10 protein-coding genes are annotated in these 19,736 nt (G+C 42.8%); 3 read left to right on the top strand and 7 right to left on the bottom strand.

Annotated features, from left to right (window positions below):
• Nucleotides 1–97: 97 nt before the first annotated feature.
• Both ACVW2L_RS11360 and ACVW2L_RS11355 read left to right on the top strand, forming a co-directional pair.
• Nucleotides 98–2,881, top strand: a complete 2,784-nt coding sequence (locus tag ACVW2L_RS11360) for a TonB-dependent receptor (protein ID WP_457128084.1) — start codon at nt 98–100, stop codon at nt 2,879–2,881.
• A 5-nt stretch (nt 2,882–2,886) separates the two neighbouring features.
• Nucleotides 2,887–3,657: a GLPGLI family protein gene (locus ACVW2L_RS11355; RefSeq protein WP_457128083.1), complete on the top strand. Its 771-nt coding sequence runs from the start codon at nt 2,887–2,889 to the stop codon at nt 3,655–3,657.
• Nucleotides 3,658–3,934: 277 nt separating this feature from the next.
• On the opposite strand, the gene tamL is transcribed toward ACVW2L_RS11355, so the two are convergent.
• Entirely contained in the window at nt 3,935–6,232 is a 2,298-nt protein-coding gene (gene tamL, locus ACVW2L_RS11350; protein WP_457128082.1) for a translocation and assembly module lipoprotein TamL, read from the bottom strand.
• A gap of 37 nt (nt 6,233–6,269) precedes the next feature.
• A complete protein-coding gene (locus ACVW2L_RS11345) occupies nt 6,270–11,411 on the bottom strand; it encodes a translocation/assembly module TamB domain-containing protein (protein WP_457128081.1) in 5,142 nt (1,713 codons plus the stop codon).
• Nucleotides 11,412–11,641: 230 nt separating this feature from the next.
• On the opposite strand from ACVW2L_RS11345, the gene ACVW2L_RS11340 reads away from it, so the two are divergent.
• Entirely contained in the window at nt 11,642–12,625 is a 984-nt protein-coding gene (locus ACVW2L_RS11340) for a type I phosphomannose isomerase catalytic subunit (protein WP_457128080.1), read from the top strand.
• A 124-nt stretch (nt 12,626–12,749) separates the two neighbouring features.
• Here ACVW2L_RS11340 and ACVW2L_RS11335 read toward each other — a convergent pair whose 3' ends face one another.
• The 5 genes from ACVW2L_RS11335 to secA all read right to left on the bottom strand — a co-directional run bounded on the left by ACVW2L_RS11335 (nt 12,750) and on the right by secA (nt 19,683).
• Nucleotides 12,750–13,358, bottom strand: a complete 609-nt coding sequence (locus ACVW2L_RS11335) for a YdeI/OmpD-associated family protein (protein ID WP_457128079.1) — start codon at nt 13,356–13,358, stop codon at nt 12,750–12,752.
• Nucleotides 13,359–13,676: 318 nt separating this feature from the next.
• The gene (locus tag ACVW2L_RS11330; RefSeq protein WP_457128078.1) at nt 13,677–14,603 is read right to left on the bottom strand and encodes a hypothetical protein; all 927 of its coding nucleotides are present in this window, start codon (nt 14,601–14,603) and stop codon (nt 13,677–13,679) included.
• A 58-nt stretch (nt 14,604–14,661) separates the two neighbouring features.
• A complete protein-coding gene (locus tag ACVW2L_RS11325; RefSeq protein WP_457128077.1) occupies nt 14,662–15,846 on the bottom strand; it encodes a M20 metallopeptidase family protein in 1,185 nt (394 codons plus the stop codon).
• Nucleotides 15,843–16,298, bottom strand: coding sequence for an SPOR domain-containing protein (locus tag ACVW2L_RS11320; protein WP_457128076.1), 456 nt, complete (start codon nt 16,296–16,298; stop codon nt 15,843–15,845). The genes ACVW2L_RS11325 and ACVW2L_RS11320 overlap by 4 nt, the downstream gene beginning before the upstream one ends.
• A 73-nt stretch (nt 16,299–16,371) precedes the next feature.
• Complete coding sequence (gene secA, locus ACVW2L_RS11315) at nt 16,372–19,683, bottom strand: preprotein translocase subunit SecA (RefSeq protein ID WP_457128075.1); 3,312 nt, start codon at nt 19,681–19,683, stop codon at nt 16,372–16,374.
• Between the last annotated feature and the right edge of the window lie 53 nt (nt 19,684–19,736).

Genomic DNA, 19,736 nt, shown 5'->3' with positions numbered 1-19,736 from the left:
TGTTTGAGATGTACTTATTGCAAAACAATGCAGTGGTACAATAAAACCTTAGACAGACCGTTTTTACCGAACTTATAAACGCTAAACCTTATCACACATGAATATCAAATCTTTGATATTATTTGCATTTTGCTTGTGCACATTATCTGCTTTCGCACAAAATAACCACAGTATTAAAGGTATCACTGTTGATACTACTTCAAAAAGCAGAGTAAGCGGTACCATTACCATTCTTCGTCCCGATTCAATTATGCAGGCATTTGGGTATGCCGGCAATGATGGTTCTTTTACCATTAGCGGCCTGCCGGCAGGTAAATATGTTCTTTTAGCTACTTTCCCTGAGTATGCAGACTTTTCGCAGGAGTTTTCGGTAAGCCCTGCAGAGCCTGTGCACGATTTCGGAAACATCAATATGACGCTTTTGTCAAAATTATTGAACGAAGTTGTTGTTAAAGGGAATATAAACGCCTTAAAAATAAAAGGCGACACATCTGAATTTAACGCTAAAGCATTTGTAATACAACCCAATGCCAAGGTTGATGACCTGCTTAAGCAGATCCCCGGTATGGAGATAGATCAAAATGGTAATATCAAATTCAGGGGCGAGGCTATTAAGAAAATAACAGTTGACGGCGAGGAGTTTTTTAGCGATGACCCGGTGCTGGTGAGCAGGACCTTACGTGGCGACATGATAGACAAAGTGCAGGTTTTTGACAAGAGGAGCGATCAGGCCACTTTTACCGGTGTTGACGACGGACAGCGGACAAAAACGATTAACCTTAAACTGAAGGAAGACAAAAAAGTAGGCGTTTTTGGTAAGGTAGACCTGGCGGGCGGGCGCAGCAGTGATCAACGCGGCATGTATGCCGGGCAAGTGCAGTTTAATCGCTTTAGAGCTAACGAGAAATTATCTCTTTACGGCACTATGGCCAACACGGGTAAGGTAAATCTTAGTTTTTCTGATGCCAGTAACCTGGGCACCCAAAACTTAACTGCCCTTGGCGACGGCGTGTTCCTGGTAAACGGGATATCAGATGAGTTTGACAATGCTTCTTTTAATGGAAGGGGTTTCCCTACGGCTAAAACCGGCGGAGTGCACTATGATGTTAAATGGAGCGAGGGTAAACAATTAATCAATACTAACTACCGCATAGGGTCTATATCTAATGATCTGTTTCAAAACTCTATCACAGATCAGCTTCTTTCCAACCAAAGATCAAACAGAACCACCAATAGGTCAGAGTCTCACACATCTGCATTCAGGCAAAAGTTGGATGTAGGCTATCAAAAAAATACTGCTACTACCAATTTAAGGATAAATGTTGATGCTGCGTTGCGCAATAATGAATCGTCAACGGCGGGCAATAGTTTCCAGGTAGACCAGGACAATAAATTTGTTAACCGGTCAAGCACCAGTAACAATAGCACCGGCGAAGTCAGGTTGTTTAACGCCAGCGTGTTTTACTCAAAAAAGTTTGCTAAACCGCGTCGCACCATTAGCTGGAACCTTGCCGAAAACTATAGCGAAAATAAAGTTGAGCGTTATGCTAAAACAAATATAGAATACGCCAATTTGCCTGCCAGCGTGGTAGACCAGTATAAACCAGAAAGAAGCACCAGTACTGTGTTAAGTAGTAATTTTACGTACACCGAGCCACTTGCCGAAAAGTTAACGCTTACATTTAACTATCTGTTGGGCATCAACAACAGCATATCACGGCTTGAATCATACAATAAATCGGCATCAGGTAATTACGATCAGATAGATGAAGTGACAACGAATGATTATAAGTACAACATATTGACCAACCAGTTTGGCGCAACGTTTGGCTATGTTACCGCAAAAACCAATCTAAATTTTGGCACACGTGCATCTAATATCAATTTTAACCAGATTGATGAAAGAAGAATGCGAAAAATGAACAGGAGTTATCTAAACTGGATGCCTCAGGTTAATTATCAATATAGAATAAGCCCCGCCAAAACCATAAGTATAAACTACAGCGGTAATACCCAACAGCCTTCGCTTAACCAAATACAGCCGGTTGTAAATAATCTTAACCCCTTGTATGTTACTGTAGGCAACCCTAATCTTAAACCATACTTTTCGCATTCTGCGCGCCTATTCTATTCATCGCAATCAACACTAACCGGGTCGTCTTTTTCAATTAACGGTTCTTATGGCTTTACTGCCAACGCTATCATCAGCAGCCTTACATTTAATGCTGATAGTGGTAAAACAACCACCCGGTATGTAAACCTTACAGATAGAACGCCGCGTAATTACAGCGTAGGTTTGCAAATAGGGCGTAAAATACAGGGTTGGGATATGAATATTTACCCGCAGTTTTCTTTCTCGGGCTCTACTTCTTACACGTATACAACCGATGCCGGAATTGTTGGTTTAAATGAGTCTAACGGTAATTCTTTTTCTGCCGGACTGCAATTTTCAAAAAGCAAAATAAAAAAGTACACACTTAATCTTTCCGGGGCATTAACTGGTAACAGAAACCGTAATTCGTTTACAAAACGTAGCGACTATAGTGCAATGGGGGCCAACGTGTTTGGATCAGGTACTGTGTATCTGCCCGGCAAGTTCGAGATGTTCTCATCGACCTCTTATTCCTACACAGGCCCAAGTAACGGTTTTGGCGGAATACATCGTACCATCTGGAATGCAAGCGTGAGCCGCACCTTCTTAAAAGGAAATAATTTAAAACTATCCATAACCGGAAACAACCTGCTTGATCAGGATCAGAACACCCGGAGTGCGAATGGTAGTACCATTACACAAAACAGTTATAATGTTATAAAAAGATACTTTATGTTAAACCTGGTGTGGGATTTTACCAAATTTGGCACCATGCCATCAAAAAATTAACAGCTATGAAAACTATAATTACATCCTTACTTTGTTTTTTAATTGCCGGTAATTTATCAGCGCAAGACAATAAACTTGTGTTAAACGGAACTATTGAATATACCAAGACCATCAACATACATGCTATAACTAAGCAGGAAATGGGACCAAAGCCCGATGCGCTTTCAGTGCAAATGTTTGATGAATATAAAAAAAGCAAACCCCAGTTTATAAATTTAAAAAGCACGCTGGTATTTGATAAAGGCAAAACCCTTTTTACGCCAATACCGCCAACAGAACGTATTTATACATTAAATAATAACCCTATGGGTACGCAATTTAATAAGGTTTATACAGACCATTCAAAAAAAGCCGTAACCACTGCAAAACAAATTTACGCTGATGAGGTGTTGGTACAAGACAGCGCACGGAAGGTTACATGGCGCTTAACCAACGAAACGCGGGAGATAGCTGGCTATAACTGCCGCCGTGCAAACGGACTTTTTATGGATTCAATTTCGGTAGTGGCTTTTTATACTGATAAAATACGGGTGAGCGGCGGCCCTGAATCATTTGCGGGCTTGCCGGGTATGATACTTTGTTTAGTTGTACCGCACGAAAACGTGCGATTTGATGCCACTAAAATAACAGTTAACACTGCTGATGCTGCTAAGATCGTTCCGCCGGCATCTAAATCAAAACCAATAACCTACAAGCAGCTGGATGCTTTATTGCAGGGAATGGTAAAAAATTGGGGTGCCACAGGTATTTACGAGAAAAAGGTTTATTCTTTGTGATGTGTTAAGATGTGGCTTTAAGACGATGTAAAGCATAGTAAGTCGGACGACCATTATAGGCGGTAAGTTTTTAAAAAATTGGGACAAAAAATGCTGATTTGATTTGACTGCTGATAATGAGTTGTTTAACTAATATCCACAGCTAAATTTCCTGACTTATAAGTAGTCTCAGTTTGTCCCACGCTGAAAGTTCAACTTTTTAATTGTCAGGTATTTACAGAAAACACTGTCCCATTATGTTTCACACTGTCTCACACACACGTGGGACAGTAGCAGCCTAAAACGGATAGCCTATTGCCAGGTTAAACACCAAATTCTGGCCTCTCCATGCACTGCTGCCAAAGTCTATCTGGTTGATCACCCAGCGCTGGCCGTCGGGCAGCCAGGGCTTGCGCAGCGGGAAGCCCAGGTCAGTACGCAGCACCAGCACGGTAAGGTCAAAGCGCAGACCTACGCCGGCGTCAACAGCTATCTCCTTTAAAAACGTCTTACCGAATGCGCCGCCGGGGAGGCCATCATGCGGCCTTACATTCCAGATGTTTCCGGCATCAACAAACACGGCGCCGTTCACTATGCTAAACAGTTTGGGCCGCCACTCAACATTGGCCTCTAACTTAATATCACCCGATGCATCAGGCAAAAAGCCGGTTTTAGACCGAAGCTGGTCGGGGAAGTAGTAAGTACCCGGCCCAAAGGAGCGCGCCCTGAAACCCCGTAAACTATTGGTACCTGCAATAAAGAACTGCTGGCTATAAGGCATTATAGTTGAGTTACCGTAAGGCAGACCCGCGCTTGCTATAAAACGCGCTGCTAAGGTGCTTTTTGGCCCCAGTTTATGATAATAACGGAACTCGTTCTCCAGCTTTACATACTGGTTAAAAGGCGTACCGAATACGGTACGTACTTTACCCGCCAACGTATCAGCACCGGTTATCAGACCCAGCAAATTGGCAGACAAGCTAACCTCTGTATTATAGTACCACGTGTTGGTACGATTGGTCTCCATGGTGTTGGTATAGGTGTAGCTATAGCTGGGGCCAAACGTAAGCTGGGGATCAATAACATGGCCAAGGGTAGGGTTGCCTGTTTTAGCTATGCTGTCGCGATATTGCTGCGTTACATTTTCGGGCCGTACATAGTTGATGTTGGTAAGGTTAAGATCATGCTGCCTGTATGCATCTGATTTCCACGAATAACCAAACGATCCATTGAACGAACTTAAGGTGTATAGGTTGGTACGGTTAATCAGCGTGTAGCCTAACGTTAAGTTGGTACGCGGTATATAGGCATTGTCATTTTTGAAATCTTTAGGGCTTATAAAACGCGGCCACGATAGGGTAGCGGTACCACCCAACTGATAAACATTATAACCACTGTTCTGCCCGGAAAACTGCACATCCGAACTACCGAATGCGGTTAGGGTTAGGGTTTCAGCGCCTTTAAAGGCGTTCCGGTTTTTCCAATTGATACTTACCTGTGTACCGGTAAAGTTGGCCGATGTGGTGCGACCCAATACGTCAAACTGTAGGGACTTCTTAGGGTACTTGGTCAGGAAGTAAAACACATCCAGTTTAGATGAGTCGGCTGACACATCTTCAAAACGGTTCTTAACATACCTGAAAGGCCCCAAATTAATGAAACGATTCAGGCTGTTGGTGTGCTTGGTTCGGTTATATACCTCGCCGGGGCGCATCAGTACCGTATTTTTGAAGGCGTAAGGCGTAACCGATTTTCGTGGATCAACCACATTATACCAGCGATATTTCACCGCCGAGTCAAGCTTAAGCGACGTGTCGCGAAGTGAGTAGCTTGGGTATACGTACAAGTTGTTGATGGTGTAAACACGGCGTGCCCTATCGGCCGTTGTAGGTTTTACTTTAACAAATACATCTACCTGATGGCTCTTTCCTGAGCTGTCCACCCGCATTATCAGATCATCGTCAGAAAAGTAAAAGAAGCCCTTTTCTTTTAGTCGTGTATCAATACGCAGGCGCTCTGTTTTGATAACGTCCAGACTATATTTTTGGCCGGGCTTGAGTAAGGTTTCATCGGCGGTAGCGGCAACTGCGGTATCAAGTATAGCGCCTTCCAAAGGGAATATCACTTTCCTTATCTTGTATCCCGGGCCGGGTTGTACTGTAAAAACGGCTTTTGCCGAACGGCCTTTACTCACAGTATCGCCATTTACCTGGGATTGGAAATAACTTACATTCTGCAAACGGTTTTGCATTATACTGCTGTTCTTCTCCAAGTCAACCTGGCTCACCAATACCGGTGGTTCACCAAATTTGGTATTGATCCAATGCTTTAATCCTTTTGTTTTGGTGGTACGCGTTTTATTATAGATCCAAAGTTTAATGCGTAGACCTAATATAGAGGAGTTGGGCTTTGGCCTAACTAATGACTTCAGATCATCGGTTAATACGGTCCGTTCGTTCTTGGTGGTATTGCTGTCTGCCGCAATATCAACCTTGGCCCCGGTGTATAACTTCTCGTTTTTAGGCAGATATTTAGTATTGCAACAAGCGTGAAGCGCCAGCGCGACAATTAAAAAGTATCGTAATTTTTTTATCATAGATCACACTATAGTTTAACAGCCTTTGGCTGTCTTGTTATTGTTGGCCGCTTCTCACAGAATCTGCCTTAACTGCCTCGTTCTTTTGTTGCTGATCGCGGCGCTCTTCCATGTTTTCGCGACGATCTTCCTGTTCTTTGTATCTGCGTCTTGCCTCTCTGTCTTCCCTGCTTCGCCTAAATATCTGTATAAACTTGTTATAGTCTACCGTTAGTGTAAAGCCAACGCCTGTTTCCACAATCTGCCCCTGTATAACTACATACTGCTCACGACGGTAGGCACGTAAGGTATACCTTCCGTCTTTACTTAACTTATAATTTACCGAAAGGTTTCCGGCTATATTGGTGGTTTTCTCGCCCTGTTGCGCACCCTCCAGGTTAAAGTTATTGCCCACCGAAACTGTCAATCTATCGTCAAGGAAACGTTTTGAAAATCCAAGGTTAAGGTCCGTTCGGTTAGTGGCCGTGCCCGATGAATAGTCTTCCCCGGATGTAAGGCCAAAGTCCAGGTCAACCCCTTGTATCAGATCCCCCGCTAACTTGTTTAACTGATCAGAAAGTAAACCGCTAACACTATTACGTACAACGCCGCTTACCGTGGTGCTGCCGCCCTGGCTGGACAGTGGGTTATCGCCAATAAAGTGCCCGAGCACCAGAACGCCCAATACTTGTTTATTGAGTTCATTAGGGTCCTGTCGTATTTGGCTTAGCCGCGCGTTAATGGTAGTAACAACCGTTGGTGATACCGTGTAAGTACTATCTGGCAATACAATATCAAAACTGATATCAGGTTTCATTAACTCGTTCTTTAAGTTAAGGTTTACGTTAAATGGCAGTTTTTGCTTGTATTGCACCTGGTTCTCTGATCCGGCTAACTGATCTGCAACCAGATCAATCGGCGGAACGTTTGCCACATAAGTAGCAGTAAGATCTACATTAGCGCTGGTTGGATCGCCGGTCCAGGTAATGGTGCTTCCTTTCTTAAAAATAAAGGTTCGTTTTACGGTAGCGTATGACAGGTTGTACGATCCCTGCTCAACCTCGTAGGTTCCGGTCAGGCTTATCTTTCCGCTTTTATCAATGCCTCCGTTCAGGTTGGCCGATCCGCGCAAGCGCACCACATCACCGTTCCGTGGGTCAATAACGATATTAAAATTAGCTTCTTTTTTTATAATGACAGTTGCTGTAACATCCATGCCGGTAAGCTCTGATTGTTTGAGCGAATCCAGTTGCCGCGCTATGAGGATGGAATCCAATTTTTCAGAACTCTCATCAAAAAACTCAACTACCCCTTTACGGTCTTCAACCCCCGGGTCGTTACTTGGCAATACAACGGTAAGGTCCGTCTGTTCATTCACAGTAATGCGCGCGTCGACTACTGGTAGAGACTGTGTACCTCGAATTTTGATCTCGGTATCTAAAAATAACTTACCATAGTAAAGCTTATTATCAGCGCGGGTAGAGTTCATCACCCTAAAATTTCTTGAGCTGATATCCAAGCCGAACCTAAAATCGGTAAAGGTTTTGGTGAAAAGTTTTCCGCTGATTACAGCTTTATTATTGGTTGAATCTACCAGCGTAAATTCATTAAATACTATACCCTCTTCATTAAAAGTTATACTCTCCCGCGGCATGGTGAAATACGAATTGAGCATGGCTACATTGAAACCAACGTTATTGAAATTAACGTCGCCACGTACCGCTGGTGCATCCGTTGTTCCGGTTATACGCAAGGTGCCGGTAACATCCCCTTTTGAGTTGCGGATAGCACCGAAGCTGAAACCCTCTACGCTTTTCACATTAAGCTTTACAATATTAAGCGTCATATCCAGCTTACCTGCCGGTTCGGTATAATACAAGCCGTTCAGATCAACCTGATTGCCTTTACCTGTTATGCTTGTGTTAACAGCGTAAGCATTTGCTGTTTGGTTGTTTACTTTTAGGGCGATATTGCCTACAGTATCACCTTTAAAACTAAAATCGGCTATGTTCAGGTCGGCAGTAAACTGCGACGTAGCTGCCTTAAAATCGCTTACACGCGCTTCGCCATTTATTACGCCGCCAACCTGTAAAGAGTCTTGTTGGGCAATGGTTGTAAGCGTTTCTATATGAAAATTACGGAAGTTGACCGTAATAGGCGAATTCATTTCTACAGAACTACTGTTTACGCTCAATACCTGGTCGGCATTTGTCAAGTTTAAATTCCGGGCGTTTATACCTTTGTTTCCAAATAGTAAAGCATTATCAGCGTTGACTGCCCAGGCCACGTAATTAAGCAGTAATCCGTTTTGCTCAAAGCTGAATTGGTACTGGTTAGGTAAAACGTTCAATGCTCCCGCTATGCGATAGCGCTCTTTTTTGTCAATATCCCTTACTTGCAAATTAACATTCAATTTATTGTTTTGAGCGAAGCCGGTAACGCTGGTATTCAACAGGTCGATAGATGAAGATGCTTTTATTTCGTCGGCTGTTAAACTATAATTCAGCGCATTGTTTGCCGTATTAATATTCAATTTTGTGTTATTGATAATATTACTGCCGTACACAACTTTGGGTATAGCGCCATTAACTATCAATTCGCCGGTAGCGCTATTAAATCTTCCAATAATATTAACAGGTTCAAGCTGTTTTAAATCTGGTGCAAATTGCTCAAGCAATGGAGTTTTTACTACCCGTATGCTGAACCTTGCCTGTTGAGGCTGGTAACCCGGTTTAGCTGCTATAACGGTTGGCGTACCTGTGGTTGCCAAGCCTGTATCAAAATATTTGTTAATAACATCCTGCACTGCCGTACCTATTTGAGTAAGCTGATATTTGCCACTCATGTTAACACTAACAATTGATGATTTAAGCGCAAGTGTACTGCTATCGGCATTAGCGGTAGATATAAGGCTTATCGTATCCATCCTGATGCGCTGGTCTTTGTTTACCACCAATAGGTCAGTAGCTTTTATTGTAGCATTCAGGTAGTCAGGATCTGCCGTTGGTACATCAGCAATTATTTTACCATGCAGGCGTAGTACATCTTTTGTAAAACCCAGTTTTTGCAGGTCAAGGCTATCTATATTAAACGTTCCGCTAACCGACGGATATTTTTTGTTCATGTTTGCTTTGGCATCCATTGCGAAGGTAATATTAGGATCGCGCATGGTTGCCTTAGCCGTGTAGCTGCCATTGGTACCGGTAGCTTTGACAGCGAGGTTTTTGTAAGTGTAGCCCTTAACATAAGCTGATGCCACATTACCGTCAAGGTTTATGCTGGCAGTTTTTGGGTCCAATCCCCGGCCTTTTACTTTCGCGGTCATGGTAACCATACCCACCATTTGTGGTTGCTTGGTTAGCGCGCCAATATTTAATTGGTTGGCCCTTATGTCGGCAGCGTAAGTGGCGTTTTTCTTGCTGCTGCCGTTTTTCATGGCAGCTATCAGGTCAACCGCGCCGTAACTCGAGCGCAGGTTAAGCTTGGTGTTAAAGCTATTCATGCTGCCCTTAAAAGTGCCTTTAAGATTCATAGCAGCAGGTATGCTTATATTGGATGGTATTGTTCCAGCCGGAACCAGTTTGGCAATATCGCCGCTGGTGGTCCTCAAATCGGCAATGTTAACATCAAAGTATGCCTTATTCATATCGGGTAAACCTTTAAGTCGTGCCGATGCTTTGATATGCGTGTTGCTGAACCCGCTGATCTCTAATTGTGGAATGTTAAGATTATTAACACGACCCGCAACTCGCCCGTCAATACGGATAACTGCATTTGGAGAGCTTTTAAAAGGCTCCATGCTACGCATGGTTGGCATAAGCAATAAAACGTCTTTTAAAGCCAATTTACTGCCGTTAAGGTTGGCGTTGATATATAACTGACCAATGTTTTTGCTGATGGCTGCAATTGAAGAATAAGTAACCTGCACTTGTTTTTGGATAACTGTTTGCGGTGTTTCAAATAAAAGGTCGTTCATGTAGGCACTCCTAGGGCCGTATAAAAACGCGGTACGGAAATTTTTAACTATTAATCCGCTTTGTTCATTAAAGCTTACCTGGTTAACCTTACCTGATATAGTATCCGGACTGTAGGCCAGATCGGTAAGGTTTACATTGAGGTTGCGCAGATGCATGTGGGCAAAATCAAGTCCTTTGCGTAAAGGAGCCTGGGCGTCGTTGTCAAATGCAATATTGTTATTCACCACGCTAATTTTACCCAGCGATGCGCGCCATGCCGATTTATTAGGGTTGGAGGCAAGCGTATCCAATTTTTTAACCGCTTGTTCTACCGCTTTTGTTACTGTTTTGGGTTTGGCAAATCGTAATGTAGTACTTGAGCTGTTTAGCTCTATGTTTTTTACAGCTATGTTTTGATTTTTAAGATCGATCTTATCCATCTCAACCAAGAACTGACCCATATCAACGCTGGCATCCATTTCGGTACCGCGGTAGTCTACCTTTATCTTTTTAAAATCTATTACCCCTAAACTCAGATCAAGATTTAACGGCTTTACTGCAGTATCAACAGATGCAGTTTGCATTACAGTTGATCCTGCCGGCGTTTGTATAATTTTAGCATTGACATTTGAAAGGTTGATACGTGGGATAGTGAACTTCATCTTGTCCATATCAAAATCTTTAATACGCGTATCAAAATGGCCCAGGCTGAATTTAACATCATTACCGGTGGTAAGGTCCTTATAGGATACGTTGATACGATCCAGTATGATCTTATCAACAGAAAATTTCATAGTAGAAGTTGTGTCAGCGGGCCCGGGTTCTTTCTTTTGTTCGCCCGCGAAAGCTTTTACAATATAATCGAAGTTAAATACGCTGTCTCTGCCCCGGTATATTTTTGTGGTGATGCCCTCCAGGTTTATCTCATTTATTTCCACCTGGCTGCTTAATAGTTTAAGCATGCTGATATCAACCTTCAGCTTATCGCCGGCTAAAAGGGTGTCTTTTTTTTGATCTTCAAAATAAACATCTTCTAATACCAGCAACTTAGGCAGACCCAGGCTGATGTGTCCGATTTCGACTTTTGTATGAATTTTATTTTGTAAAAAACTTACTGCCCTGTTTTTTACAAAGTTTTGTACGGCCGGTACTTGTATTAAAACAACTACAAGCAGCACCAAAATAATTACACTTGCAATTATCCAAAGAATGGTTTTTAAAGCTATACGTCCAAATCGTCCCAATTTTGTGGCTATTTCAAGGGTTAAGTACTTTATGTGTAATATAAACAAAAAGTATGCTAAAAGTTTGTGCGATATGCGTTGTTTATACTTAAAGAATAGCGAATTCGTCAAATGGCAAACAAAATCCACCCAAAAGCATATTTATAACCTCAAGAAATAAAAAACAAATATTAGTAATACTCACTTCAGGAAAATTTGATATTTGTTACCTTAGTCAAAAAACAGCTTTTATGTCTAAAACATTGTATCCTTTAAAATTTAAAACTATTTACAAAGACAAGATCTGGGGAGGCCAAAAGATCAAAACTTACTTGCATAAAGACTTTGGCAACCTGCCCAATTGCGGCGAAACCTGGGAGATATCGGGTGTTAAAAGCGATGTTTCTGTGGTGGATGGGGGCGCATTGGATGGCGAATCACTAGCCGACCTTTTGGAGCAGTATGGTGCAGAATTGGTAGGGCAGAAGGTGTATGATCATTTCGGTAATATCTTCCCGCTGCTGGTAAAGTTTATTGATGCCAATGAGGATCTTTCCATACAGGTGCACCCTGATGATAAACTGGCCAAAGAGCGCCACAATTCTTTCGGGAAAACGGAGATGTGGTATGTTATTGAAGCGGATCCGGGTTCTACTTTAATTGCTGGTTTCAATCAGGAGCTAACGCAGGAAAAGTATCTTGAGGTGTTTAACAGCGGCCATTTAACGGATGTGCTGAACAAAGAGGATGTAAGCGCGGGCGATGTTTTCTTTTTACCTGCCGGAAGGGTGCATACCATTGGCAAGGGATTGCTGATTGCTGAAATACAGCAAACATCAGACATCACTTACCGCATTTATGATTTTGACCGTGTTGACGATAAAGGCAACAAGCGCGAGCTGCATGTTGAAGAAGCGTTGGCGGCTATTGACTATAAATTCTATCCTGAATATAAAACCAAATATCAGCCTGAAAAGAATGAGACAGTGCATTTGGTTACCTGCCCTTATTTTACCACCAATATTTTAGATTTCACAGAGAATATCGCTAAAGATTACAGCAACCTTGATTCCTTTGTGATACATGTTTGTGTAGAAGGCGCATACAACATTAAATGTAATGGCGAGACCTACACGGTTAAAATGGGCGAGTGTATATTACTCCCAAAAACTATTGATAAGATAGAACTGGAAACTACCGCCGGTTTTAAAATATTGGAAAGTTACATTGAGTAAAAACTCAATTTGTCATTCCGAGCGATAGCGAAGAATCTGGTAAACGATGCAGGGCCTGCGCTCAGTTGCAAAGCTTATAAGATGCTTCGCTATCGCTCAAAACGACAATGATGTAGATAGCAATCTATTTATACTTCCAATGTCTTGACTTCCCCTCTGATAGCCATTCCAACGCAGTGGCTACTCGTTTTTCGCGGGTGGCATCTGTTTTGGCTTCGGTTATCCATTCCAGGTATTCTCTTTTATGAGATGGGCTAAAATTTTCAAATGTGGTTAACGCTTTGGAATCATTAGAAAGCGCCTCGGCGAAATAAGCCGGCATGGGTATTTCAGCTTTTGGCGTGCCGGCGGCTGTTTTCATATTTCCTTTAACACCGCTCTCGTTCAATTGGATGGCCTGGTTAATAAAATCAACAAGCACCTCATCAGATGGCAGGTCAGACATTTGGGTAAGCTTTCCAAAACTACCGGCTGCTGCTTCGCCGGGATTTATAAGGCCTTGCGGATCATTTAGCGAGGTTGCTTTCCAAAATCCAAAAGCACAATGCTGCTTAAAGGATGCAATCTGGCAAACCGGGCCTTTATAATCAAAAAAAGGCATTCCCCATTTTACGGTTTCCGTTATTTGCGGGGCAGCGCCATGCACCAGCTGACGGACGTGCAGCAGGATAGGTTTGGCAAAGTCGGCAGCCTTTTCTATATAGGCGTCAACGCGTGGGTCGTATTTTTCCATGATACCAAGATAAGAGGTTTTTAGAAAAATAAGAAAAGCAGCTGCAATAATTGAAAAATCCGCAACGAGCGGTAAAATTCTTCTGAAAAACGCGGTGTTGCAAAAAATATGCATCACCAAAAAATGAAAATATAATTAGTTGAATATCAATCCATTAGATGATCTACACCCACTTACTTAGTCGTCAGGAAAATCAGCTGTAAATTGATTGTAAATGTTTGATTATAAGGCTTCTGTAAAAACTAAAAATTGACGCTTTTTTGGCTTTTTATGCAACACTTTAACAACAGAAAAGCAACACTTTTGCAACAGCTTGGATCAGTGATATTCTTTCTGCGTAATTAAAAAACCGGCCCGCTCTTCTTTATGGAGTGGCACGTCCCAATTACCCTGGTAACTGATCTTAGCGGGAAGTAATTTATCACGAAAGGGAACAAGCTCAATATTCATCTTCACATCAAAATCAAACAGCAGGTTGCTGTACTTCATATCCACATAACGGCCAAGTATCTTAAAATCGCGTACATCAAATATAGTGGTGAGCTCATTTATCATCACGTCATCATCATCAATGCTGGGCTTACGGATTACCTTAAAGCGATAAACAGGAATAGAATCCAGATAAGTACCCCGCGAGAACTGATAAAAATAAAACTGGCGCATATCTTTACCAAAGATCTCTGTCTTTTTACTTAAAAAGGGGATCCCGCTTATTTTCCGTCCCGGCTGAAAGATCAGCAGTTTCAGCTTATCCTTATACGATCCATTTTTACCATTTGTAGCAGGCAATGATTCACCGTTGGTAAAGTCGGATTTATAAGCGTTATCAAAAATATAATCAAACATCTCTAAGGTGTAAAGATCATATTTGCCATTCTTTTTATACAATTTACCTTTATCCTGTTTTACAAGGTACTCCACTTTTGCTTTATTACCCGTCATGGTGCGGCGTACCTTACGGTAAATTTCGCCCTCAATTTTATTCTTTTTATCGTAAGTGTAAAGGTGATTTTCGGCCAAAAAGCTATACCGTTTCATATCGCGGAACGCTTTATAAAAGCCTGTATCTGCTACCACAGCATCGATAAAATCCTGTTCTGTAAGTTTATGTGCTTTGATGTTGACTACCGCCGTATCTATAACAATGGTAAGTGTAGTATCCGGATTATAGCGCCCCGTTTCCTGCGCATTTGAGCGAAAAGCTAAAAGCAGAAAGACTAAAGCTAAAAGGTGTCTTAATTTCATGCTATTTTTCCATGATCTATTAACCATGAACTATGATCTATCAACAACGAACCAGCAATCAATTGCCCAATTGTTTTACTGCAAGGTAGGCCATCAGCCCAACACTGGTTTCCAATGCGGTTTCTTCAACATCAAAAGTTGGGGTGTGTACAGACGAGGTAATACCCCGGCTTTCGTTACGGGTACCTAAGCGATAAAAGCAGGCATCAGCCACTTGCGAGTAGTAAGCAAAATCTTCTGCCGCCATCCATATATCCAGGTCAAGCACATTCTCTTTGCCTAAATAATCTTCGGCAAAACCGCGCACGTTATTGGTTAGCACGGGTTCGTTTATCAGGAAGGGATATCCCTTAACAATGTTAAAATCAACAGTACCACCCATGCTTTCCACCAGGCCTTTGGCCATTTTTTTCATTCTCACATGTGCTTCGGTACGCCATTCCTCATCCATTGTACGGAAGGTACCTTCAAGGTAAACCTCGTTAGGGATAACATTGGTAGCGCCGTTGGCGATAACTTTTCCGAACGACAATACACAAGGGCTTTTGGGATCAGAAAAACGGCTAACTATTTGCTGCAGCGCCGTAAGCATGTGAGCAGTAATTATTACCGGATCAATATTTTGCTGTGGCTGAGCGCCATGGCCGCCTTTGCCCTTTACGGTAACATATAACTCATCTGTTGAAGCCATGTACTTGCCTGCGCGGAAACCTACTTTACCGGCATCAATTAATGGCATAACATGCTGACCAATTACTGCCGATGGTTTTGGGTTTTCCAACACGCCTTCTTTTATCATGAGACTTGCGCCGCCGGGCAGCTTTTCTTCAGCCGGTTGAAATATCAGTTTAATGGTGCCGCCAAATTCGCTTTTGAGTTCAGTTAGTATAGATGCTACGCCTAATAACGATGACGTATGCACATCATGTCCGCAGGCGTGCATTACGCCTGCATTTTGCGATTTGTAGGTTACATCGTTAGCTTCGGTAATAGGCAAGGCATCCATATCGGCGCGTAGCGCAATCACTTCGTCTGATGGCTTTTCGCCTTTCAGCAAAGCAACCAAACCATTATCAGCCATTCGCTCATAAGTCAGGCCAAGGCTGTCTAAGTGTTTTGCAACAAAAGCAGAAGTTTCCACCTCGTGAAAAGATAATTCTGGGTGGCTGTGTAAGTGGCGGCGATTGGCCACTACATCATTAAAAATGTTCTTCGCAATCTGTTGTATCTTATCCTTGATCATGGTGTTTCTGCTTTAGGCGGATTAATTCTTGCCGGGGTTATAAAAAGGCGTTGGTAACGGTATTTCATATCCTGTACCTGTTTTTCAGCCTCAAGGCGGGTTCTGAAATCGCCTGCGTGTACTTTAAAATCTGGTGTTATGTAGGTTATGTACGTACGCATCCCGGGATATTCTTCCAGAAAACGTGCCTGTATACTGTACGCGTCCCGGCGGCTTGCCCCACTAAAAATTTGAATGCGGTAACCTTGGGAGGAAAACTTTGCAACCCCGCTGCCTTTAATACTTTTAAGCCCGTTACGGTGCGCAATTAAGCTATCAATGCGTGCATCTTTAAAAACCTTTACCGTACCGCGGGTTTGCGCGGTACAAAATGCCGGAATAAAAATACATATAAATAAAAAGCATCTGATCATAAGGCTAAATTTTGCTTTATTAACAGATGCTTTCTTCATTTTGTTATTTGTCTGAACTATGATTAAAGGATTATTCAAGCTAATCGCAGTATCCTTTAATCATGGTCCGGCTTTACGCCATACCTACACCGTGGCAGTTTTTATATTTTTTCCCGCTACCGCAAGGGCAGGGGTCATTTCTGCCAATTTTCTGCTCAACTCTTACCGGCGATGCTTTTTGCATTTCACGCAGTTCGTCAGGTAAGCCGCCACCATCACCTTCGCCAACCAACTCAGGTTTTGAGGTGCGCATTTTACGCATATCTGTTTTAGGCTGAGGCTTTGCTTCCTGTACCTGATCCGGCTCTTGTTGCGAAGCTATCCCGCCTCTGAAAAGGAAACTCACTATTTCTTTATTTACAGTAGCCAGCATCTGACGGAAAAGTTCAAAAGCTTCAAACTTGTAAACCAATAACGGATCCTTTTGCTCATAAACGGCGTTCTGTACAGATTGTTTCAGTTCATCCATTTCGCGCAGGTGTTCTTTCCACGCATCATCTATCAGGAACAGGGTAACATTTTTTTCAAATGATTTTACCACTTCCAATCCGTTGTTATCTACCGCTTTTTTAAGTGGAACAGCTACCTGTATGCCGTGCACACCGTCAGTAAATGGCACCATAATGTTTTCTATAACGTTACCGCGCGATACAAACACATCCTTTAACACCGGGAAAGCCTGGGCAGCTATAGCTTCTGATTTACGGCTGTAAAAATCAGTAACTTCTTCAAAAACCTTATCTAGCAGCTTATTTACAGGTGTTCCTGTAAAATCATCCTGACTAAGGTCGGTATCAACAGAGAACAGGCGGATCAACTCCAGCGTAAAGCCTTCATAATTGTTTTGTTCTTTGTATTCTGTTACCACATCCTCAACCACATCAAACACAGTATTGTTCAAATCCACATCCAAACGCTCGCCAAACAAGGCGTTTTTACGTTTAGTGTAAACAACGGTACGTTGCGAGTTCATTACGTCATCATACTCCAGCAAGCGTTTACGTATACCAAAGTTGTTTTCTTCTACTTTTTTCTGTGCGCGCTCAATTGAGTTAGAGATCATGGAGTGCTGTATCACCTCGCCCTCTTCAATGCCCATACGCACCATCAGATTTGAGATCCGCTCTGATCCGAATAAACGCATCAGGTTATCCTCTAACGACACAAAGAACTGAGATGAACCCGGATCGCCCTGACGACCTGCACGGCCACGCAATTGGCGGTCAACACGGCGGCTCTCATGGCGCTCTGTGCCCACAATGGCTAAACCACCGGCTTCTTTAACGCCGGGGCCTAATTTTATATCTGTACCACGGCCAGCCATGTTGGTGGCAATGGTTACCGTTCCGGTTTTGCCGGCTTCTGCAACTACATCAGCCTCTTTTTGGTGCATTTTGGCATTTAACACGTTGTGTTTAATACCACGCAGCTTAAGCATGCGGCTTAACAATTCTGATATCTCTACCGAAGTTGTACCTACCAGTACCGGTCTGCCCTCGGTAGTTAATTTAACTATCTCGTCGGCAACGGCATTGTATTTTTCGCGAACGGTGCGATAAACCAGATCCTGCAAGTCGGCACGACTCGTTGGTGTGTTAGTTGGTATCTCCACTACGTCCAGCTTGTAGATTTGCCAAAACTCACCCGCTTCTGTAACTGCAGTACCCGTCATACCGCAAAGTTTGTGGTACATCCTGAAGTAGTTTTGCAGGGTGATTGTAGCGAAGGTTTGGCTCGCGTCTTCTACTTTAACATTCTCCTTAGCTTCAATAGCCTGGTGCAAACCGTCAGAGTAGCGACGGCCATCCAGCACACGGCCGGTTTGTTCGTCAACTATCTTTACCTTGCCTTCATCAAGGATATACTCGGTATCTTTTTCAAACAGCGTATAAGCTTTCAGCAATTGATTAACCGAGTGGATACGATCAGACTTGATTGAAAAATCGCGCATCAACGCATCCTTAGTCGCCAGTTTTTCTTCGGCAGAAAGGCTTGATTTTTCAATCTCAGCAATCTCTGTACCCACATCAGGCATGATGAAGAAGCTTGGATCTTCGCCAGAGGCCGTGATCAGCTCTATACCTTTTTCGGTCAGTTCAACCTGGTTATTCTTCTCGTCTATAACAAAAAACAATTCGGCATCAGCTTTAGGCATTTCCTTGTTTTGGTCCTGCATGTAATAACCTTCCGTTTTTTGCAATAAGCTGCGATTACCGCCCTCGCTTAAATATTTTATTAAGGCTTTGTTTTTAGGCAAACCGCGGTGCGCACGCAATAAGGCCAAGCCACCTTCCTCTACACCGGTATTACCGGCAGCAACGGCTTTTTTAGCTTCGTTTAATACACCCGTAATGTAATTACGCTGTGCGTTAACCAAACGCTCAATACGTGGTTTCAATTCGTAAAATTCATGCTCATCACCGCGCGGTATTGGGCCAGATATGATCAAAGGTGTCCGGGCATCATCAATTAAAACCGAGTCAACCTCATCCACCATTGCGTAATGCAATTTGCGTTGTACCAATTCTTCTGGGCTGCGTGTCATATTGTCACGCAGGTAATCAAAGCCAAACTCGTTGTTGGTACCAAAGGTAATATCAGCTAAATAGGCTTTGCGGCGTGATTCCCCGTTAGGTTCGTGTTTATCAATACAATCAACAGATAAACCGTGGAACTCGTACAAGGGCCCCATCCACTCAGAGTCACGACGTGCCAGATAGTCATTCACCGTTACAATATGCACACCCTGACCGGCAAGCGCGTTCAAATAAGCAGGCAAGGTAGCTACCAAAGTTTTACCCTCCCCAGTTGCCATTTCTGATATTTTACCCTGGTGTAATACCACACCACCAATCAGCTGCACATCATAATGTACCATGTTCCAGGTAACTTCATTGCCTGCCGCCAGCCATTTATTATGGTGGATAGCCTTATCGCCTTTTATTATAACGTTTTGTTTACGGCCGGCCAAATCGCGGTCAAATTCAGTAGCGGTAACTTCAAGTGTTTCGTTCTCCTTAAGCCTGCGGGCAGTTTCTTTAACCACCGCAAATGCCTGCGGAAGAATATCCATTAATATTACTTCCAGTTCTTTATCCCTGTCTTTCTGTAGCTTATCTAACAGGGTGTATAGCTCAACTTTCTCGCTTACTTCCAGTTTAAGATCTTCTTCACTGCGGGTTTTTACCTCCAGTATTTCAGCATCTATTTTAGCCAGACCTTCTGCTATGGTTTCTTTAAAATATATGGTTTTGGCCCGCAGTTCGTCATTGCTTAACTGATCAAGCTTGGCAAACTCAGCCTTTATTTTCTCTACTATGGGCGCAATAGCCTTTACGTCCCGTTCTGATTTGCTTCCGAAAAGCTTACTGATAAAATTTAACATATTATTTGGTTGTTGCAGCAGCTAACTCAATAACTGCGCCATTGGTAATCAAA

The organism is Mucilaginibacter sp. HD30 (genome assembly GCF_054061755.1).
This window is presented reverse-complemented; position numbering and strand designations above follow the sequence as displayed.

What these genes read in the sequence shown, in the direction of transcription:
- ACVW2L_RS11340 (WP_457128080.1), top strand. Translation starts at nt 11,642, where the DNA reads ATGTCTAAAACATTGTATCCTTTAAAATTTAAAACTATTTACAAAGAC.
- ACVW2L_RS11320 (WP_457128076.1), bottom strand. Translation starts at nt 16,298, where the DNA reads ATGAAGAAAGCATCTGTTAATAAAGCAAAATTTAGCCTTATGATCAGA.
- ACVW2L_RS11325 (WP_457128077.1), bottom strand. Translation starts at nt 15,846, where the DNA reads ATGATCAAGGATAAGATACAACAGATTGCGAAGAACATTTTTAATGAT.
- tamL (WP_457128082.1), bottom strand. Translation starts at nt 6,232, where the DNA reads ATGATAAAAAAATTACGATACTTTTTAATTGTCGCGCTGGCGCTTCAC.
- secA (WP_457128075.1), bottom strand. Translation starts at nt 19,683, where the DNA reads ATGTTAAATTTTATCAGTAAGCTTTTCGGAAGCAAATCAGAACGGGAC.
- ACVW2L_RS11330 (WP_457128078.1), bottom strand. Translation starts at nt 14,603, where the DNA reads ATGAAATTAAGACACCTTTTAGCTTTAGTCTTTCTGCTTTTAGCTTTT.
- ACVW2L_RS11355 (WP_457128083.1), top strand. Translation starts at nt 2,887, where the DNA reads ATGAAAACTATAATTACATCCTTACTTTGTTTTTTAATTGCCGGTAAT.
- ACVW2L_RS11360 (WP_457128084.1), top strand. Translation starts at nt 98, where the DNA reads ATGAATATCAAATCTTTGATATTATTTGCATTTTGCTTGTGCACATTA.
- ACVW2L_RS11335 (WP_457128079.1), bottom strand. Translation starts at nt 13,358, where the DNA reads ATGGAAAAATACGACCCACGCGTTGACGCCTATATAGAAAAGGCTGCC.